The sequence below is a fragment of the Achromobacter sp. Marseille-Q4962 genome, from assembly GCF_943737005.1.
Classification (GTDB): Bacteria; Pseudomonadota; Gammaproteobacteria; order Burkholderiales; family Burkholderiaceae_B; genus Achromobacter.
On sequence record NZ_CALSFU010000002.1, the window covers coordinates 218,243 to 237,927 of the forward strand.

Sequence of the window (19,685 nt, forward strand, 5' to 3'; positions counted from 1 at the left end):
TTCTTTCGCCGTCCCCGCTCTCACGGCCATTGACGCTGCGGACGAACCCGCCCGCGTCAATCTCGCCTGGAAACCCTCAAGCCACCTCGCCGAGCGCGCGGGCGGCTTGCTGTTCAGACTTCATCGGGCGGCTCGGGAAATAGCGCTTGAGCGGCAGCCGGGGCAGGTGGCGCATGGCGGCGTTGCGCTGCGCCAGACATGCGGCGCGGCCATGGTGCTCGCCTGCCGGCCGGGCGCGGCGCGGGAAATGACATCGCGCGCCAGGCCGGGCGTGTCGGCCACTTTCGCCGCGCTGCAGGGCGATCCATTCCATCTGCGCCAGCAGTTCGCGGTAGCGGATGCGCGTGATTTCCCGGCTGGCGCGGTCAAGGCAGACGTTCTTGCCGATTTCGCGTTCGACGGTGCGCAGGGGACGGGCGCCAGGCCCATGGGGCGCGCCCGGTGGCCGGGACCGGCCTCAGGTGGTGGCGGCCAGCTCCTGGCCGGCCATGTAGATCTGCGCGTAGCCCTCGCGAATGGCCGAGGTGATCTGGTCCATGCGGCGGTCGATGTGTTTTTCGAGCAGCGCCGCGCAGGCGTTCTCGTCGCGGGCGAGCAGGGCCTGCAGCAAGAGGCGGTGCTCGCGCTGGCTGGCCGGGCGGTCGGCGCGGCGCATATCGATCCAGCGCACGAAGCGGATGCGCGCATTCACGTTCTTCAGCACGCGCAGCATTTCGGCGTTGCCCGACATGGCCATGACGCGCTCATGGAAAGCCTCGTCCAGCGCCACCAGTTCCACCACCGTGCGTTCGCCGGCCTCGGGGCCGGTGGCTTCCAGGAAGTCGAGCGCCTCGCGGATGCGCTCGTCGCCGGCGCGTTGGATCGCCAGCCGCACGGCCGACACTTCCAGCGATTTGCGCAGCTCGTAGAGCTGGAAGATCTCGTTGACGTCCAGGTCGCGGCAGTAAAAGCCCTTGCCGGGCGAGAACTTCAGCAGGCCCTCGATGTTCAGGCGATTGAGCGCTTCGCGCAGCGGCGTGCGCGACACGCCCAGCGTCTTGGACAGCGCCACTTCGTTGATGCGCTCGCCGGGCTTGAAAACATAGTCGATCGCCATGTCCCGGACCTGCAGATAGACTTTGTCGACAATGCTGTCGCTGGGCGTTTGCGCGAGGTCTTCGGACATGGAACGGACGCCGGTGGGGCGAAAAGAAAGGGGGGAGGGGGCTTTAGCCTTTTTTCGGGGCCGCGCCGCGGCGGCCGTCCTTGGCGCGCATCGTATCACTTGACTGTATACAGAACAATATTCATCATCTGTATGCAGCATCGAATACAGATTTTTCGGCCCCGCCGGCCGACATTTTCCTCGCCTCCGATCCGAAAAGGACTTCCGCATGAAAGCCGTTTTCCTCGACGCCAACCCCACGCTCGCCGCCGTGGCCGAGCGCCTGCGCCGCGCCGGCGATCCCGAGCTGGTCATCAACCGCCAGCCCGACATCACGCCCGACCAGGTGCCGGCCGCGCTGGGCGACGGCGAAATCGCCATCATCGACCACACCCACCTGCCCACCGGCATTGCCCGCCAGTGCAAGGCCCTCAAGCACGTGGTCTTCCTGGGCACCGGCGCGCGCTCGTACATGAATCCCGAAGAGCTGGGCGGGCTGGGCATCGAGGTGCACATCATCAAGGGCTATGGCGACACGGCCGTGGCCGAGTGTGCGTTCGCGCTGATGTGGGCCGCCGCCAAGGGCCTGGCCAAGATGGACCGCGGCATGCGCGCGGGCAACTGGCTGCGCACCGACGCCGTGCAGCTCACGGGCAAGACCATCGGGCTGGTCGGCTTCGGCGGCATCGCCGCCGAGGTGGCCCGCCTGGCCCAGGGCGCGGGCATGAAGGTGCTGGCCTGGAACCGCAGCCCCAAGTCCCATCCCGGCGTGGAGTTCGTCGAGCTGGACGCGCTGCTGGCGCAGAGCCACGTGGTGTCGCTGCACCTGCTGCTCAACGACGAAACGCGCGGCATGATCTCCGCGCAGCGCATCGCCGCCATGCGCGACGGCGCCATCCTCATCAACACCGCGCGCGGCGCGCTGGTCGACGAGGCCGCCATGATCGCCGCCCTCAAGAGCGGCAAGCTCGGCCACGCCGGGCTGGACGTGTACGAGGTCGAGCCCATGCCCGCGCAGCATCCGCTCTACGAACTCGACAACGTCACGCTGTCGGCGCACTCGGCTTTCCGCACACCCGAAGCCAGCGACAACCTGATCCAGGCCGCGCTCAACCATTGCCGCCGCGTCTCGGGCCAGGGAACGCAGCAATGAGCGCGCGCCTGCCCATCGAGCGCCTCGACCAGAACGCGCGCCGCTCGCGCGCGGTGATCCACGGCGACGTGGTCTATCTCGCCGGCCACACCGCCGCCGACCGCAGCCAGGACATCGGCGGCCAGACGCGGCAGGTGCTCGCCGCCATCGACGGAATGCTGGCCGAGGCCGGCACCGACAAGTCGCGCCTGCTCAGCGTCACCATCTGGCTGTCCAGCATGGCGCATTTCGCCGGCATGAATGCGGTCTATGATGCCTGGATCGTTCCCGGACAGGCGCCGGCCCGCTGCTGCGGCGCGCTGGAGCTTGCCGCGCCCGATATCCTCGTCGAAATCATGGTCACCGCCGCGCGCTGACCTTTCCTGCAACGGAGTAACGCTCTCATGTCCCATTCCGAGGCCGCGCCCGCCGTCCCCTTGCGGCGCGCGCAACGCATCGCCCGCATCGAGGTGTCCGGCATCCTGCGCATCGGCGCCCGCGCCGCCCAGCTCAAGCGCGAAGGCCGCGACGTCATCGTGCTGGGGGCCGGCGAGCCCGATTTCGACACGCCCGCCAACGTCAAGGCCGCGGCCGTGCGCGCCATCGAGGCCGGCGAAACCAAATACACGCAGCTCGACGGCACGCTGGCGCTCAAATCGGCCATCGCCGCCAAGTTCCAGCGCGAAAACGGACTGGAATTCGGCCTGGACCAGATCACGGCCGGCGCGGGCGCCAAGCAGGTCATCCACAATGCCCTCATGGCCACGCTGGACGACGGCGACGAGGTCATCGTCGTCACGCCGTACTGGACCTCTTATGCCGACATGATCGCCATCGCCGGCGGCGTCGCCGTGCAGGTGCCCGGCCGCGAGGAAAACAACTTCCTGCTCGACCCGGCCGACCTCGAAGCCGCCATCACGCCGCGCACCCGCTGGCTGATGCTGAACTCGCCGTCCAATCCGTCCGGCGCGGCCTACGACGAAGCGCGCCTGCGCGCCATCGCAGACGTGCTGCTGCGCCATCCACACGTGTGGCTGCTGTCCGACGACATCTACGAACACCTCATCTACGACGGCTTCGCCTTCAAGACCATGGCGCAGGTGGAGCCGCGCCTGGCCGACCGCACGCTCACGGTCAACGGCCTGTCCAAGGCCTACGCCATGACCGGATGGCGCCTGGGCTACGGGGCCGGCCCGCGCGAGCTGATCGCGGCCATCGCGGTGGTGCAGAGCCAGAGCACGTCCAACCCCTGCTCGGTCACGCAGGCGGCCGCCATCGAGGCGTTCAACGGACCGCAGGACGTGCTCGCCGAGCGCCGCGAGTCCTTCCGCCGCCGCCGCGACCTGGTCGTAGACGCGCTCAATGCCATTCCCGGCATACGCTGCCGGCGTCCGGAAGGGGCGTTCTACACCTATGCCAACTGCGCCGGCGTGCTCGGCAAGACCACGCCCGGCGGGCGGCGCCTGGAAACCGACACCGACTTCTGCGCCTGGCTGCTCGACGAGCACGACGTGGCCGTGGTGCCGGGCACGATCTTCGGCCTGGCGCCGTATTTCCGCATCAGCTACGCCTCGTCCGAGGAGCAGCTGCGTACCGCCATGCAGCGCATCGCCGCCGCCGTCGCCACCCTGGCCTGAGCGCGCCCGCGCGGCGGCCCGCGCGCCGCCGCGTCCCCGCCGGCGGCGCGAGCCGGCTTTCCGCCTTCCTCTTTCCGCCTCTCGCTTCCTGCCTGCGTCTCCGGCGGGCGGCCCTGTCCGGGCCCGACGCCGCCTGACCGCGCATCCGCGCGACGACGGCGTCCATCTTCGGCCTCGCCGCTTTCCCTTCCTTGCTTCTCGCGCCGCGCTTCCGGTCCCGCATCGCTGTCACGCGGCCGCGGTCCCGGCTGGCGCGCGAGCGGAGTACGAAATTTCCGCGTCAATGGAGGAAAAGTCTGACAGGCCGATCAGCTCAGTCTGGCTGCGCGGCACGGGGCTCCAAATTTAGTATTTGCCCTTCGCAAACGGCGAGCCGACAAATATCTGCTCACAGTCTTTTGTGTTCCGTTCATCCATTTTTTACATAGTGGAATAAATATCATGAAGAAGGCATCCACCGTTCTGGGTCTGGCAATCATGGCTGCGGCCGCGGGCAGCGCCTCCGCGCAGACGCAGGGCCGCATCGAGTTCAAGGGCTCCATCAGCGCCGACACGTGCTACCTGTCCAACGCGGGCGGCGACGCGCAGGTCATCAACGTGCAGCTGGGCGTGGTCAACACCGAAAGCATCGGCTCCGTGGCGGCGCCTTCGTTCTCGGGCAACGCCGGCACGGGCTCCGCCGACTTGAAGGTGGTGTGCAAGGCCGATTCCAGCGTCAAGATGACGCTGGCCGCGCCCGCCGGCGAAACCAGCGCCGACGGCCGCATCCTGCGCGTGAACGGCGGCTCCACCGCTGCCGGCTACGCCCAGAACGTTGGCATCGCCGTGTATCCCTCCACGAGCAGCAAGGATGCATTCGACCTCAAGAGCGGCGTGCTGGTCGACCGCAGCCTGAAAGCCGGCGAAAGCGTCAGCGTCAAATTCGTCGCCGCCTATGTGGCCAACGGCGTTCCCACCCCGCCCGCCAAGCCCGGCGAAGCGCCCGGACCCGCTCCGGCGCCCACCGCGGGTGTCGCGAACGCCACGCTGCCGTTCGTCATCACCACGAACTGAGGCGGCTGCGCGCGGCGTTTCGAAGCGGGGCCGTCGTCCCTCCTCGAAGCCGCTGCGCCGTGCGGCCAGCGGCTCGCTGCGCCCTCCCGGCGGGCTGTCGCGTCGTACGGCGTTCTCGCTCCCGGCGTGTTTTGAAATGGGGCGGCCCGGATTCGGTCCGCCCCGCAAATTTTCAGGTTGTTTTCCATGTTGCGAGTTAGCGCCCTTTTCTTCGCGGCAGCGGCGGTGCTGTCTTCAGCCGCCGCGCATGCAAGCATCGGCCTCAACACGACGCGCGTCATCATCGACGAAGGACGCCGCGAAGCGTCTTTCGGCGTGCGCAATCGCGGTAGCGCCGTTCTCGTGCAGTCATGGCTCACCGGGCCGAACGGCGAAGACGTGGACAACTTCACTCTCACACCCCAGCTCGTGCGCGTTCGCGCGGGCGGCGAGCAACTGGTGCGGGTGCTGTATTCGGGCCTGGGCGCGCCGGCCGACCGCGAAACCATGCTCTGGCTGAACGTCCAGGAGATTCCCCAGCGCGACGCCGAGGGCGGCAACATGGACGTGGCCGTGCTCCAGCGCATCAAGGTCTTCTACCGGCCTCCGGGGCTCAAGGGGTCGGCCCAGGCGGCCGCCGAGAACCTCGGCTGGAGCGTCGCCGGCTCGCAGCTCGTGGTGCACAACCCGGGCGCGTTTCACATCACGCTGGTCAACGCGTCGCTGTCGTCCGCGCCGGCTTCGCCGGTCTTTGACGCCGCCGTCGTGCCTCCCGGAGAAACCCTGCGCTTTTCCCTGCGGCACACCCTGTCCGGCAAATCCGGCAAGGCCGCGCTCGAATACCGGGTGGTCAACGATTTCGGCGGCCAGGATGCCTACCGCGTCATGCTGGAAGGAGAGCGCCCGGCGAAGCCCACGCCTGTTTCCAAATAGCCGGTTCCCACGCCCCGTCCGGGCTTCTTCATCGCTGATGTGGAATTCATGCTCGATCTCAATCATCCGTTCAGGACGCTGGCCGTCCGTATCGGCATGGTCCTGTCTGCGTCCGTCTTCATCGCAGGGCGGGCCGCCGTGGCCGCAGACGCCGATCCCGCTGCGGGCAAGCGGTTGATCCCGCCGTTCGACCCCAGCCTGATCCGGGGCGGCGACAACCTCGACCTCGGCAGCCTGATGTCCGACGAGGGCGGCGGCATGCCGCCTGGCACCTACCGGCTCGACATCATCGTCAACGGCGACGCCGTGGGCAAGCGCGACATCGCGCTTCGCCAGGTTTCCGGCAAGCACCGCCTCGAACCCTGCCTGTCGCTCGGCATGCTGCGCGAATTCGGCCTGTCGAAAGAGGCGCTGGCCAGGCTGTCTGCCGATGGGCAGTCCGGATGCGTGGACCTCTCCCGGCTCGACAACCAGGCGTTGGCCGACTACGACTCCGGCCGCCTGCTGCTGCGCGTGACGGTGCCGCAAGTCTTTCTCACCCGGAACCGGCGCGGCTACGCCGACGAAAGCCTGTGGGACTACGGCGTGAATGCCGCCTTCGTCAACTACCAGGTCAACTGGCGGTCGGACCGCTACGGCGGCCAGAACGTGCGCACGTCGTACCTGGGTTTCAGCAACGGCGTCAACCTGGGCACCTGGCGCGCGCGCAACGAGTCCAACCTGGTCCACACCCCGCAAGGCACGGAATTCCGCAGCAACCGGACGTTCCTGCAGCATGACGTCACCGCGCTGCGCAGCCAGTTCAGCGTGGGCGAGCTGTACTCCGGGGCCGATCTCTTCAACAGCGTGCGCTTTCGCGGCGTGCGCCTCGAGTCCGACGACAGCATGCTCGCCGACAGCGAGCGCGGCTACGCGCCCGTGATCCGCGGCGTGGCCGAAACCCATGCCACCGTGGAAGTGCGCCAGAACGGCTACCTGCTCTACAGCGCCACGGTGCCGCCGGGCCCGTTCGCGCTCAACGAGTTCTTTCCCAGCGGGTCCAACGGCGACATGCACGTGACCGTCATCGAGGCCGACGGACGCAAGCGCGAATTCACCCAGGCATTCGCCTCGGTGGCCCTGCTCGTGCGGCGCGGCCATTTCAAATACAGCGCCGAGGCGGGCAAGTACGACTCCCAGGACGACCGTCTCTCGTCGCCGAACTTTCTGTCCGCTTCGGCCCTCTACGGCCTGACCGACAACATTTCCGTGGCGGGCGGCTTCCAGGCGTCGGATTCGTACTATGCGCTCAACCTGGGCGTGGGCGCCAACACGCCGATCGGCGCGATGTCGCTCGACGCCACGCATTCCCGCAGCCGCATGCTGGGCGAGACGCGGCAGGGCCAAAGCGTGCGGGCGCTGTACACCAAGACCTTCACCGAGACGGCCACCAACTTCACCCTGGCGGCCTACCGCTACTCCACGCAAGGCTACCGGACGCTGGACAACCACGTCAGCGAGCTGGCCGCCGCCGGCGACGGCGGCGACCCGCAGCGCTATGCGTCCTCGCTCTCGCGTTCCAAGCTCGACGTCTACGTGAACCAGATGCTCGGCACGGGCGGCCGCTGGGGCAACTTCTACCTCAACGCCAGCCAGCAGCGCTACTGGAACGCCACCTCCAGCACCAGCGCCGGCGCAGGGTACGGCAATAGCTGGCGCGGCATCTCGTACAACCTGTCCTACGCGAGAACGCGCGACCGCTACGGCCGCAGCGGCGAGGCCCGCACGTCCGACACCGTCATGCTTTCGCTGTCCATCCCGCTGGGCAAGAGCGCGAGAGCGCCCAGCTTGTACCTCAGCCAGAGCCGCTCCGCAGGCAGCGTCCATTCCAATGCGAGCGTCAACGGCTACGTGCCGGGCGCGCGCTACACCATGTACTCGCTGCAGGGCGCGCACACTTCGCACGGCAACAACGCGGGCTCGCTGGCCCTGCACTCGGAGCTGCCCGCGGCGCGCATCGGCGGCACCTACAGCGCGGGCCAGGGGTATCGTTCGCTGAGCCTGCACGGCTCCGGCGCGGTCGTGGCGCACGGCGGCGGCGTCAATTTCACGCGCGACGTCGGCGAAGGCTTCGTGCTGGTGCGCGTCAAGGGCGTGGAGGGCGTCGGCGTGGGCGACAACCTGCCCACCACCGGCTACAACTCCTATGCCATTTACCCGTACATCCAGCCCTACCGCATCAATACCATTCACTTGAAGACCGATGCCGTGGGCGCGGACGTGGAGCTGGACGAACTGGTGGCGACCGTGGTGCCGCGCCGCGGCGCGATCGTGCAGGCCGATTTCAAGGGATTCGCCGGCCGCCGCGTGCAGATGGATTTCCGCCGCGATCCGCAGACCCGCCTGCCCCTGGGCGCCATGGTCGAGGACGGCGAGGGCCGGACGGTGGGCATGGTGGATCACCGGGGCCGGGCCCTGCTGCTGCTGGCGGAAGACCAGGGCCAGCTTTCCGTGAAGTGGGAGGGCGGCGAGTGCCGCGCCCGCTATGCGCTGCCGCCTCGCGATCCCGCCGTCTACTACGACACCGCGACCGTCGCATGTGAATGATGCGCGCCGCGCCGCGCCGCAACGTCGCCGCGCCGCCTGCCCGCGGCGCTTGCCGATGCGCGCGGCGCCGTTCGGCTGCTGCGGAACCGGAGTTCTATAATGAATCAAATAGCAACAGATAAACCAATCGGATCGGAGATGGGTATGGGGCCGCGCATCGTTGTGGTAGACGACCACGCCTTGATCAGGATGGCCGTCCGCGTGCTGCTCGAGCGGGAGGGCTACCAGATCGTGGCCGAGTGCGACACCGGCGTCGATTGCATGCAGGCCGTGCGCACGCTGGAGCCCGATCTGGTCATCCTGGACCTGGGCATCCCGAAGCTCGACGGCTTTTCGGTCATTGCCCGGCTGCGGGCGGCCAGGGTGGCCACGCGCGTGCTTATCCTGACTTCCAACGATTCACGCAGCCACGCCGTGCGGTGCCTGCAGGCGGGCGCGGCGGGCTTCCTGTGCAAGGACGACAAGCTCGACGAACTGCCCACCGCCGTGAAGGCGGTACTCTCGGGCTACACGTATTTTCCGCAGGTGGTGGTCAGCCAGTTGTACGAAACCGCCGGCGCGGCGGCCGAGCCGGCCGAGAACGCCAGTGAGATATCCAAGCTCAGCGATCGCGAGCTCACCATATTGGGCCTGCTCGCCAAAGGCATGTCCAATCTGGAGATCGCCGAGACGCTGATGATCAGCCACAAGACGGTGAGCACCTACAAGGTCCGGCTCATGCAGAAGCTGAATACGCCCAACATGGTGTCGCTCATCAAGCTTGCGGAACGCAACGGCATTCCGCTGTCCTAGGGTGAACTCGCCCTGCAGTTCCACGGCCGGCGGGCCGCATGCCTATCCATCCCGGGCAGGGCCATGGCGTCGCTCCGCATCCAGCATGGCGCGGCGCAGTTGGGGCACGCAGGTGGAATAGAGCTCCGCGGCGGACGGCGCATCGAGGGCGCAGGCGGCCTCCAGCCGCCGACAGGCTTCGATGAGAGTCCGGTCATTGAGCATGCGGCCCACGCCCAGGACGCGGTGAGCGTGATGGGCCAGGTTGTCCCTGTCCCGGCGGGCCGCCAGTTCGTCCAGTTTTTCCCGGTCGTCGCGCAGTGACGTGAGCAATTGCGCAACCAGGCGCTGGATGATCCCGGGATCGTTGCCGGCAAGGCTCGAGAAGATACTGTCGGATCCGTCAGCGGCGCCGTTATCGGTTCCGTTATCGGTTCCGCCACCGCCTCGCCCATCGGCTTCGGCGCCGCGTCCGTCTTCCGCCGCCGCGGGCCCGGCGCTCGCCCCGGCGGCGGAGTCGCCGCCGGACAGCTGCCGCATGCGCGCGCGGAGGTCTTCCAGCCCGATGGGCTTGATGAGGCATTCGTCCATGCCCGCCTCGATGCAGCGCGCGATTTCGTCGCTTTGCGCATCGGCGGTCAGGCCCAGGATCAGGCAGGCGGCGCGGCCCGCGCTGCGTTCCTGGGCGCGGATGGCGCGGGCCAGTTCGGCGCCCGGCATGCGGGGCATGCGGCAGTCCGTCACCACCACGTCGTAGTCGTGCCGGTTCCACATGGCCAGCGCCTGCCGGCCGTCCACCGCCGCGTCGGCTTCATGGCCCAGGAATGCCAACTGCTGGGTCAGCAACTGCCGATGCTCGGGCTGGTCGTCCACGACCAGCACGCGCAGTACGCGTGCCGCCGGCGGTCCCGCGGAGTCCGGATCGTGTTCCGGCGTGCCGGGCGCTTCGGGATCGAGCAGGTTCAGGACGAGCGAAATGTCGATGCGCGTGCCCTGGCCGGGCGTGCTGTGGAGTTCGAGCCTGCCTCCCATCATTTCGCAGAGCGATCGCGAAATGACCAGGCCCAGGCCGGTGCCTCCGCAGGTATCGGCCGGCGTGCGGACCACCTGCTCGAAAGGCTTGAACAGCCGTTGCCGGTCCTGGGCCGAAATGCCTATGCCTGTGTCGGCCACCATGATGCGCACGGCCATGCGCTCGCTATCCAGGGCTTCGCCGCGCAGGGCCAGCGTGACCGACCCCTGATCGGTGAACTTGATGGCGTTGCTTACGAGGTTGGAGAGCACCTGCTTCATCCGCGTGGGGTCGACCAGCACGTCGCGGTTGAGGGCGGCGTCCAGGTCCAGCACCAGGCGCAGCCCCTTCTGGCGCGCCAGGCCCTCGAAGACGCGGGCCACCGATTCGGCCAGCACGCGCAGGTTGGCGCGGGCGGGGGAGAGGCTCAGCCGGCCGGACTCGATCCGCACGATGTCGAGAATGTCTCCGATCAGCGCCAGCAGGCTTTTCGCGCCGCTGTAGGCGGTTTCGATGTTGCGCCGGTCTATGGTTCCCGTTTCGGCCTGTCGCAGGGCCAGCTCCAGCGTGCCCAGCACGGCGCTCATCGGCGTGCGGATCTCGTGGCTCATGGTGGCAAGGAAAGTGGTTTTGGCCTTGTTGGCCTGGTCGGCCAGGCGCTTGGCCTGCTGCAGGTCGCCGATCAGACGCTCCTGCTCGGCGGCGAGCTGTTGGTGGGAGGTAATGTCGTGCCAGCCGCAGACCACGCCCACCACCTCGCCCTGCGCGTCGCGGCATGGCGCGATCCAGTGGTCCAGCCAATGCGGCGCGCCGTTGTATTCGATCAGGCGGTTCTGGCGCACCGGCTCGCCGGTGCGCATGGCCTGCATATAGGCCTCGTGCAGCGCCAGCGCGCCTTCCAGCGTGGCGGGCGTCTGCTGCACGGTCTTGCCCAACAGTTCCGACGCCGGCGCGCCCAGCGCGGCCTCGTAGCTGCGCGAGCAGAAAATCAGCCGGCCGTCGCGGTCGCGCGCGTAGATGGGAGGCGAAACCGAATCGCTGAAGATCCGGGCCAGCGTCAATTGGGACAGGAGCGACTGTTCGGCGCGGCGGCGGCGCCGGATCTGCAGGCGCTGCCGCAGGATGACCGCGAGCAGCAGCGCCGAGGCAAGCCCGGCGGCAAAGATCAGGCCCGTGATGACTTCGCGGAAATCCCCCCAGGTCTGCTTGCCGATGAGCGGATTGGGCCGCCACTGGCTCAGGATGGCGTTCATCTCTTCGGGGCCGATCTGCTGCAGCACCTTGTCCAGTATCGACCGCAGCTCGGCATCGCTGCGCCGGACCGCGAAACTCGCGTGGGCGGGTTCCAGGTCGGTGACGCCCGAGATGGCGAGCGTGTCGGCATGGATCTTGGCGACGTAATAGCGCGCCGCGGGCAGGCCGAGCAGGGCGGCGTCGGCGCTGCCTGCCGCGACGGCCGCCATGGCCGCCTGCGTGGACCCGGACTGGATGACTTCTATGCCGGGATACCGCCGGGCCAGCTCCTGGATGGCGATATGTCCGCGCGCCAGGACCAGGCGTCCGCCTTGCAGCGCGGACAGCGATGGAATGCGCCGGCTGTCTTTCTTGCGGGTGACGAGCACGAACGGATCGCTGGTGAAAGGCTGGGTGAAGCGCAGGCGCTCTTCGCGCAGCGGGCTGCTCGTCAGCAGCGACAGGTCGGCTTCGTGGGTTTCGACCGCTTCGGACATCGCGGCCAGGCTGCCCGCGCGCGAGATATCGAATCGCAGTCCGGTGCGCTGGGTGACGATTTCGAGAATGTCCGTGAGCGCGCCGTTGAAGTTGCCTTCGCTGTCCAGGAAGGCGGCGGGCGCGAGATCCTGGTTGATGATCAGGCGCACGGAAGGGTGGCGCGCCAGCCAGCTTTTCTCTTCGCTGGTGAGCGTGGACAGCGGTTCGCGCGGCAGGAACGTGCCGCCGGCCCAGCGCCGGGCGATCCTGTCCAGGCGCTCGCTGCCCATGGCCTGCAGGGCGGTGTTCACGATGTCCGCCAGCCGCGCATCATCGCGCCGCAGGGCGAAGGCGAAGCCGCCGGATTCCACGGGAAGATAGCGGTCAACCTTGATGTAGTTAAAGTAGTTCCTGCCGATGAGATAGCGCGCGGAGAGCGAGTCGCCGAGGTAGAGATCGGCGTTGCCGAAGGCCACGGCGGCGATCGCCTCGGTGGTGTTGCGGTATTGCGCCACCTGCGCCGCGCCTTGCGCCTGGCGCAGGGCCTCGGGCGTCAGGTAGTCCTGCGCGGTGGCGATCGTGAGGCCGGCCAGGTCGGCCGGGAATTCGCGTTTGTCCGACTGCCGCCGATAGAGGGCGGGGCGGTCCGGGGCATAGGGCCGGGTCAGCATCACCCCGTCCACGCTGCCTTCGGCATGATTGGCGCTGGCCAGCAGATCCACCTCGCCGGTTTTCAGCGCCTGCAGGGCCCGTTCCCTGCCGGGCAGTTGCTCGACTTCGATCCGGACGTGCAATTGCTGGCCGAGCAGGGCGATGACGTCCGCGGAGATGCCCTTGAAGGTCTGTTTGTAGCTGACGTCCAGCGGCGCCAGGTCGGGAGAGTAGGTGCCCAGCACCAGAGTGCCCTTGGCCCGCAGGTAGCGCCAGTCCTCGGGGGAGAGCTGCGGTTCGCCCGAAACGCGGGCGGGGCTGGCGTCGAGCTGCAGCGGCTTTGCCTCGGGCGGGGGAGGCTGGGCATGGGTGGGCGGCCCGACGCACAACAGCGCGAGGGCCAGGACGCGGGTCAGTGAGAGAAGACTGGGCATGCGGAAATGGAAGGAATCAGGCCGATGGGCGCGGCGGGAAGCGAGGTCCGGTGGCGGCACCGCTGGAAGCGGCCGGCAAGGCGAGGCCCGATTTCCAGGATGCCAGCCGGGCAGCGTACTACGTAGGGCGCCGGCTGACAGATTCCTCTGAAGGACAGGTCCGGGTGGTCGGGACGTCGAAGGGCGCGGCGGGGTTGCATGCAGGGCGGCAGCCCGGGAAGCGTCAGTCCCAGCTCACGATCAGGCGGGCCGTTCTTCCGGCCGCGCCGGAGGCGCCGGCGGAACCGTTCCCGGAGCCGGAAAGCGCGAGATGCGCACCCTCCGCGGCCACGCGATAGCGGCCGTCGGCCGAGGGCGCGATGAGATGGCCGGAGCGGTCGGTGAAGCGCGCGCTGATCGCCTGTCCCGGGGCGGCCACGACCTGGACCGTGGTGCCCGTCGTTTCTCGGGACGCGCTGCGGAATTCGACGTCCATCCGCCCCTGGGCGCGGTTCGCGGCGATGGCCGGCGGGGCCATTTCCACGCGCATGGGCGGATTCACGATGCGGCCGGTGAACCGGATGACGCCATAGGTGGTTGCGCCCATTGCCGCCGGCGTGGCGACCGACAGGCAAATCATGGCGGCGCCGAGGTAGGCGGGGCAAAGTCCGGATCTCATGATGACGTCTCCTTGTGAAAAAGCAGCTTTTTCTGACGAAATCTTCAGCACTTCTACCTCAGTTATCGGTAACTGCTTACGTGGCTTAAGCCGGGTCCGCGTTTTCTCATATATCAGATTTATTCCCTCAAATGCCAGATAAATCTGATGGCGGTGGGCCGGCCGCGGTCGCTACTCTGTATTCCTCTCCGCGCTGTTTCGTGGCGCGGCCATCCCGGTCCGGCCGCCGGCCAGCGGGCCGAATCGTTGAAATCCGGTCCTTGCCCAGCGCTTCCCGCCCGGCCCGGCTTCCGCCGGCGCCATGACGCGCATGGCGGGAGCTTCGCCGGCCGCCGTGCCTTCCGTGCCTGCCATGCCCATCGATACCTACCGCATACTTGTTGTCGAAGACCATCCCGCCACGCGCGCCCGCGCCGTGGCGTCTTTCCTGCAACTGGGCCGGCATGCCGTCCAGGCGGCGGCCGACGGCCGCGAAGCCCTGCTACGGCTCGAGCAAGGCGGATTCGACCTCGTGCTCGGCAAGCTGCGGCTGCCCCGCCTGGACGGCGTGCAGCTCATCCGCAAGCTGCCGGTGCGCGCGTCCGCGCCGGCGCTGGCGCTCGTCGGCGACGAGCCGCAGCGCATGCTGCGCGGGGCGGCGCACCTGGCCCGCCTGCGCGGGCTCGGCTTTCTCGGCGTCTTTCCCCGCGTGACCGCCGCATCCGGCGCGAGCATGGTGCTGGGGGCGCTGAGCCACTGGCGCGGCCAGCCGCAGGCGGAGCGGGCCGTCCTTCCCGGCGAGCCGGACCGCGACGCCCTGGAGCAGGCCCTGGACAGCGGCGCCATCCATGCGCGCTTCCAGCCCAAGCTGTCGTTGCGGACGAACACCATTTCCTCCGCCGAGGCGCTGGCGCGCTGGCGGCATCCGCGGCATGGCCTGCTGCCGCCCGCCGCGTTCCTGCCCGCGATCGAGCGCGCCGGCCTCAGCGAGCGCCTGCTGTGGGCCATGCTCGAGCAGTCGCTGGCCGCGCGCAGGCAATGGGCCGCCCAGGGATTCGACATCGGCGTTTCGCTCAACATCCACACGCGGCTGCTCGACCAGCCCGATCTGCCCGACCGCCTGCACCGCCACGTAACGGCCCGCGACGTCTCGCCCTCATCCATCTGCTTCGAGCTCACCGAAACCAGCGACACCCAGGACGCCGCCAATTACTACGCGGGCGCATGCCGGCTTCGCCTGCTGGGGTTCGGCCTGTCGCAGGACGATTTCAGCCACGGCTACAGCTCGTTCCATCGCCTGTTGTCCACGCCCTTCACCGAAATGAAGATCGACCGCAGCCTGGTGCGCGGCGCGGCCTCCGATGCCGCGTTCGCGGCGGCCCTGGAAAGCGTGGTGCAGCTGGGCCGCCGCCTGGGCATGTCGGTAGTGGGGGAGGGCGTGGAGTCCGACGAGCAGATGCAGTTGCTGCGGGAGGCCGGCTGCGATGCGGTCCAGGGTTATCTGGTGGCCCCGGCGCTGGACCGCGACGAGTTCGGCAGGCTGCTGGACGCCTACCGCGGCGCCTGCCAGCCCACGATGGCCGAGCACGGCTGACGATGCAAGGCTGCGGCTCCCAACGCGCCCGCGCGGCGCGGAGTTCCCGTTTCCCGCTGCGGCGCCGGGCGCAATGTCGCCCGCACCGCCGCCCGCGATGTCGTTCGCACTCCCGGCTGCAACGCGGACTCCGATCGCGGCTGCCGGCCTTGCCCTCCGTGCGGACCTGCGGCCGTGGCGGCCGCGGGCCCTGCACCCGCTGGCGGGCTGTCGTCCCCCCGGGCTCTGCGTCCGCGAGGGCAGACGGATGCCGCCGCGCGTTTTCCCTTTGTCCTTTCCCGATTCTCCAATCCCATTTCCTGTTCCTGTTATGTGCCGCACTTTCTCGAAACCGTTTTGTTTCTGCTTGTTGGCGGGGCTTGCCCTGCTTGCGCTGGGCGCATCGGTCCAGGCGTCGGACCTCGCCTCGGGCCCGGGTTCGGCCGCCTCCGTCGAGGGCGGATTGTCGTTCGGCGGAGGATCCCGCTATGTGCTCAAGGAAGGGCGCAAGAAAGAAACCATGCTGATCTCCAATGACAGCAATATTCCGATGCTGGTGCAGACCACGATCGACTGGGGCGATGGCCGCGCCAGCGAGGATGTGCCGCTGGCGGTGAGCCGGCCGATGCTGGTCCTGGAGCCGCACGAGTCCAAGGCGGTGGAGATCTATTTCCAGGGCTCGGGCCTGCCGCGCGACCGCGAGTCGTTTTTCCTGTTGAGCGCGACCGGCGTGCCCCGGATCACCGAGCCGCACCATAACTCGATGGCGGTCGCCTTGCGCCATCGGTTCAAGTTGTTCTACCGGCCCGCCTTCGCATCCGAGCATGTCGAAGACGTGCCCGAGAAGCTGGGCTGGGAGCTCCGCAAGGCGTCGGGCGCGGCGGGCGCCGCCGTGGTGGTGTCCAATCCCACGCTGTTCTACACGACCATGACCGAAGTGCAGGCCCTGGACGCGCAGGGCGGGCCGTGCGGGGAGCCCTTGAACCATATCATGGTGGCCCCGCTGGCCGAGGCCGCGCTGGCCGAGCTGAATTGCCCCGCGGCCTCGGTGCTGACGTACCAGTACATCGGCGATTCGGGATTGCCGCGGCCTTACCGCGTGCAGTTGCAGGCCGGCCGGAAATCCGCCGCCCAGGCCGGAGAGAACTGAACGGCTGGACGCGGCGGGGCCGCGTGAGGCCGGGCCGCGCGAGGCGGAATCAAGTCAGGCGGAATCAAGTCAGGCGGAATCAAGTCAGGCCGGGCCGCGCCGGCTGCTACACTTGGACGCGGCCGACGGCAGGGCGCTGTTTCCCTGCGCCGTCCGCCGCGCTGCCGGCAGCGTCCAGGGCGATACGCGTCAGGATCAACGCGCTCATCGTCCGCGGTTTCGCGCGCGGTCCGCTGGCGCGCCAGCGCCTCGGGCGTGCCCCGTGCGGCCGGCTTTCTCCTATCCATCCAGGCATCGCGTCGACAGGGCTCGCAATCCGGGGCGGCGCGGCCGTCTCCGGACAGCCTCGCGCCGGCGGGCGCGGGCGGAGGCATGCGCACACAATAAGGAAATAGAACGTGGTCGAACTGGACACTATCGCGGCGGTAATTTTCGCCGTGGCCCTCTTGCATACGTTTTGCGCGCCGCTGTTTCTCAAGGCGGCTCATCGCAGCAAGCGGCACGGCGGGCTGCTGCATCTGCTGGGCGAGGTGGAGGTGGTGTTCGGCTTCTGGGCCGGCGTGCTGCTGATCGCAATGGCGCTGGCCGCGACATCCGGCCAGGCGCTGCGCTATGCGGAAACCCGCAACTACACGGAGCCAGCCTTCGTGTTCGTGGTGATGGTGATCGCCGCGTCGCTGCCCGTCCTGACGGCGGTGATGCGTTGCGTGGAAGGGCTGGCGCGGCTGCTGCCGGTTCCTCCGGCCACGGCCAAGGCCTGGCTGTGCCTGAGCGCGGTGCCGCTGGCGGGCTCGCTCATCACCGAGCCGGCGGCCATGACGATCGCGGCGCTGATGCTGGGACCGCAGGTGTTCCACCGCGGCATGCCGGAGCGGCTCAAGTATGTTGCGATCGGCGTGCTGTTCGTGAACATATCGGTGGGCGGCACGCTGACGTCTTACGCCGCGCCGCCGGTGCTCATGGTGGCGTCCACCTGGGGCTGGGACAGCGCCTTCATGTTCCAAGCCTTCGGCTGGAAGGCCGCCCTGGCCGTGTTCGTGAACGCCACCGCCGCGACGCTGCTGCTGCGTCCGCATCTGCGCGCGCCAGACGTGATGGGCCGGGGGCAGCAGTCGCCGCGCGTGTCGCCAGTGGTTATCGCGGTGCACCTGGCTTTTCTGGTGGCGGTGGTGCTGGCGGCGCACCACCCGATTGTGTTCCTCGGGCTGTTCCTGTTCTTCCTGGGCTATACGCAGGCGTATCCGGCCAGCCAGAACCGGCTCATTATCAAGGAGGCGCTGCTGGTGGGATTCTTCCTGGCCGGACTGGTGGTGCTGGGCGGCATGCAGCAATGGTGGCTGCAGCCCATCGTGAGCGGGCTGCAGCCCGTGGCGCTCTTCTTCGGCGCGCTGGGCCTGACGGCCATTACCGACAACGCCGCGCTGACCTACCTGGGCTCGCTCATCGAGGGCATTTCGGACGCGTCGAAGTACATGCTGGTGGCGGGCGCGGTGGCCGGCGGCGGGCTGACCGTGATCGCCAATGCGCCGAATCCCGCCGGCGTGGCGCTGCTGCGGGGGGCGTTCCAGAACGGCGCGGTGGGCATGGGCGGCCTGCTGCTGGGCGCGCTGGCGCCCACGGCGGTGGCCGCCGCGGCCCTGTTCCTGCTCTGACGCGCCGCGGCATCCCGGCGCCGGGCCGCGGCGGCCACCGCCAGAACACGACCAGAACACGACTGGAACACGTATTGCGCGGTCACCCAGACAAGCGGCTTGCGGTCGCGGCTGTCGGACTCCGGCTTGCCGCCGTCGGTGCGCCAGGCCGCGGTGGCCTCGGCGCGCCAGCTCCCCACGGCCACGCGCGCGCCCAGGCCGGCGCCGGCGATGCGGCGGAAGTTCTCGCCCGGCTGCCAGGGCCGGGCGGCGTATTGCACACGGCCGGCGTCGCAGAACAGGAAAGGCGTGACCGGCCCGGCCGCGTAGCGCAGCTCGATCTGCGTGAGCCAGCCGCGGTCGCCATAGCCTTCGCCCACCGGATCGGCGCGCACGCCCGCCGGCCCGCCCGGGCCGAAATCCTCGGAGGAGTCCAGGTTGTCGCGGGTCCATTGCCCGCCGAAGCGCCCGTACAGGCTCCAGCGCGGCGCCAGCGATTGCAGGCGGGCAATGTCCAGGTTCACCGTGCTGAAATGGCCAGCGCTGCGGGCCGTGAGGCTGTCCGCCTCGGCCAGGGCTCCGCCCAGGTTCAGGTGCCCCACCGTCCAGTTCAGCGCGCCGTAGGTGACGCCGCCGCCCAGGCCGTCGCGCAGGTCGAACTGGGCGCGGAAGGGCACACGGTTGCTGGACTTGTTCTGGCGCACGTCGGCGGCGCGGTAGTCGTCGCGCAGCTTCTTGTGCTGGAAGTCCACGCCCAGGGTCAGGTTGCGCGACTGCGAGCGCACGAGCGGATAGCGCAGGCCCGCGCTGGCCACCTGCGCCGTGCCGCGCGCGTCCAGGTCGCTGAAGTCCTTGCCCGGCTGGTAGCCGGTATCGCCGTAGCCGACCTGGCCGCGCAGGCCGGCGCTGCCCAGCGACAGGCTGTAGCCCACGTCGCCGAAGTAGAGGTCTTCGCTGGTGCCCTGTGCGCGCACGGTGATCTGGTCGCCCGCCAGGAAGGGGCTGTTGACGGCCAGGCTGGCGTTGGCGCGGTACTGCCCGGTATAGCGGTTGTCCTGGTTGTCCAGGCCCACGCTGCCATTGACGCGGTCGCCGCGCTGGACCTGGACCGGGAGATCGCCCGCGCCGAGATCCGGGCCAGGACGGATGGACGGCGTGGCCGTCACGCCCGGCAGGTCCGACAGCAGCAGCGCGGCGCGTTCCAGCGGCGCGCTTTCGATGACTTCGCCGCCGCGCAGCGGACGCAGGTAGTCCTGCGCCGCGGCCGCCAGCTTCGGGTCGCCCTCGGCGCGCACCTGCCCGTAGCGGCCTTCCAGCACTTGCAGGCGCAGCACGCCGTCATGCAGGTCCTGGGCCGGCAGGCAGACGCGGGCGAAGGGGTAGCCGGTTTCGCGGTAGTAGCGCGTGAGTGGGTAGGCCAGCTCCTGCAGGCCCGCCAGATCACAGGTGCGGTCCTGGTAGTTGCCGAGGCGGGCGAGCAGCTGGCTCGCGGTATAGACGCTGTTGCCGGCGAGGTCGATGCGCGAGATGCGGACTTCGGGTCCGCCGGGCCGGGCCGGCGCGGGCAGCGGGCTGTCGAGGTTGAGCGGGCGCGGCGCGGCACTGGCTGGCCGTCATCGACATCGGCCTGCCCGACGGCTGCGGGCTGGATC

General features: G+C 68.9%; 14 protein-coding genes and 1 pseudogene. 10 read left to right on the top strand and 5 right to left on the bottom strand.

Features of this window, described 5'->3' with window-relative positions:
- Nucleotides 1-76 precede the first annotated feature (76 nt).
- Complete coding sequence (locus NGJ44_RS02795; RefSeq protein ID WP_251863046.1) at nucleotides 77-313, bottom strand: hypothetical protein; 237 nt, start codon at nucleotides 311-313, stop codon at nucleotides 77-79.
- Between the two features lie 144 nt (nucleotides 314-457).
- Nucleotides 458-1,165, bottom strand: a complete 708-nt coding sequence (locus NGJ44_RS02800) for a GntR family transcriptional regulator (protein WP_251863047.1) — start codon at nucleotides 1,163-1,165, stop codon at nucleotides 458-460.
- Between the two features lie 208 nt (nucleotides 1,166-1,373).
- Here NGJ44_RS02800 and NGJ44_RS02805 point away from each other — a divergent pair, with 208 nt between their 5' ends.
- The 7 genes from NGJ44_RS02805 to NGJ44_RS02835 all read left to right on the top strand — a co-directional run bounded on the left by NGJ44_RS02805 (nucleotide 1,374) and on the right by NGJ44_RS02835 (nucleotide 9,256).
- Nucleotides 1,374-2,297: an NAD(P)-dependent oxidoreductase gene (locus NGJ44_RS02805; RefSeq protein ID WP_251863048.1), complete on the top strand. Its 924-nt coding sequence runs from the start codon at nucleotides 1,374-1,376 to the stop codon at nucleotides 2,295-2,297.
- Entirely contained in the window at nucleotides 2,294-2,653 is a 360-nt protein-coding gene (locus NGJ44_RS02810) for a RidA family protein (protein WP_053245797.1), read from the top strand. Before NGJ44_RS02805 ends, NGJ44_RS02810 begins: the two co-directional genes overlap by 4 nt.
- A gap of 27 nt (nucleotides 2,654-2,680) precedes the next feature.
- Nucleotides 2,681-3,913, top strand: coding sequence for a pyridoxal phosphate-dependent aminotransferase (locus NGJ44_RS02815; protein ID WP_251863049.1), 1,233 nt, complete (start codon nucleotides 2,681-2,683; stop codon nucleotides 3,911-3,913).
- 441 nt (nucleotides 3,914-4,354) lie between these two features.
- The gene (locus NGJ44_RS02820) at nucleotides 4,355-4,966 is read left to right on the top strand and encodes a fimbrial protein (protein ID WP_053245799.1); all 612 of its coding nucleotides are present in this window, start codon (nucleotides 4,355-4,357) and stop codon (nucleotides 4,964-4,966) included.
- A gap of 186 nt (nucleotides 4,967-5,152) precedes the next feature.
- Nucleotides 5,153-5,878, top strand: coding sequence for a fimbrial biogenesis chaperone (locus NGJ44_RS02825; protein WP_251863050.1), 726 nt, complete (start codon nucleotides 5,153-5,155; stop codon nucleotides 5,876-5,878).
- A 48-nt stretch (nucleotides 5,879-5,926) separates the two neighbouring features.
- On the top strand, nucleotides 5,927-8,464 hold the full coding sequence (locus NGJ44_RS02830) for a fimbria/pilus outer membrane usher protein (RefSeq protein ID WP_053245801.1): 2,538 nt from the start codon (nucleotides 5,927-5,929) through the stop codon (nucleotides 8,462-8,464).
- A gap of 144 nt (nucleotides 8,465-8,608) precedes the next feature.
- Nucleotides 8,609-9,256, top strand: coding sequence for a response regulator transcription factor (locus tag NGJ44_RS02835; protein WP_053245802.1), 648 nt, complete (start codon nucleotides 8,609-8,611; stop codon nucleotides 9,254-9,256).
- A gap of 42 nt (nucleotides 9,257-9,298) precedes the next feature.
- Here the strand turns inward: NGJ44_RS02835 and NGJ44_RS02840 are convergent, their stop codons facing one another.
- Both NGJ44_RS02840 and NGJ44_RS02845 read right to left on the bottom strand, forming a co-directional pair.
- Nucleotides 9,299-13,042, bottom strand: coding sequence for a transporter substrate-binding domain-containing protein (locus tag NGJ44_RS02840; RefSeq protein WP_251863051.1), 3,744 nt, complete (start codon nucleotides 13,040-13,042; stop codon nucleotides 9,299-9,301).
- A gap of 223 nt (nucleotides 13,043-13,265) precedes the next feature.
- A complete protein-coding gene (locus tag NGJ44_RS02845) occupies nucleotides 13,266-13,700 on the bottom strand; it encodes a hypothetical protein (RefSeq protein WP_251863052.1) in 435 nt (144 codons plus the stop codon).
- A 334-nt stretch (nucleotides 13,701-14,034) separates the two neighbouring features.
- Here NGJ44_RS02845 and NGJ44_RS02850 point away from each other — a divergent pair, with 334 nt between their 5' ends.
- The 3 genes from NGJ44_RS02850 (at nucleotide 14,035) to NGJ44_RS02860 (ending at nucleotide 18,054) form a co-directional block, all read left to right on the top strand.
- A complete protein-coding gene (locus NGJ44_RS02850) occupies nucleotides 14,035-15,273 on the top strand; it encodes an EAL domain-containing response regulator (protein WP_251863053.1) in 1,239 nt (412 codons plus the stop codon).
- 346 nt (nucleotides 15,274-15,619) lie between these two features.
- Nucleotides 15,620-16,402 (top strand): fimbrial biogenesis chaperone, encoded by a 783-nt coding sequence (locus NGJ44_RS02855; protein ID WP_251863054.1) that lies wholly within the window; start codon nucleotides 15,620-15,622, stop codon nucleotides 16,400-16,402.
- A 398-nt stretch (nucleotides 16,403-16,800) separates the two neighbouring features.
- Nucleotides 16,801-18,054, top strand: a complete 1,254-nt coding sequence (locus NGJ44_RS02860; RefSeq protein ID WP_251863055.1) for a putative Na+/H+ antiporter — start codon at nucleotides 16,801-16,803, stop codon at nucleotides 18,052-18,054.
- Between the two features lie 197 nt (nucleotides 18,055-18,251).
- Here NGJ44_RS02860 and NGJ44_RS02865 read toward each other — a convergent pair.
- Nucleotides 18,252-19,601 (bottom strand): annotated as a pseudogene (locus tag NGJ44_RS02865) (ShlB/FhaC/HecB family hemolysin secretion/activation protein); the annotation flags it as partial.
- Between the last annotated feature and the right edge of the window lie 84 nt (nucleotides 19,602-19,685).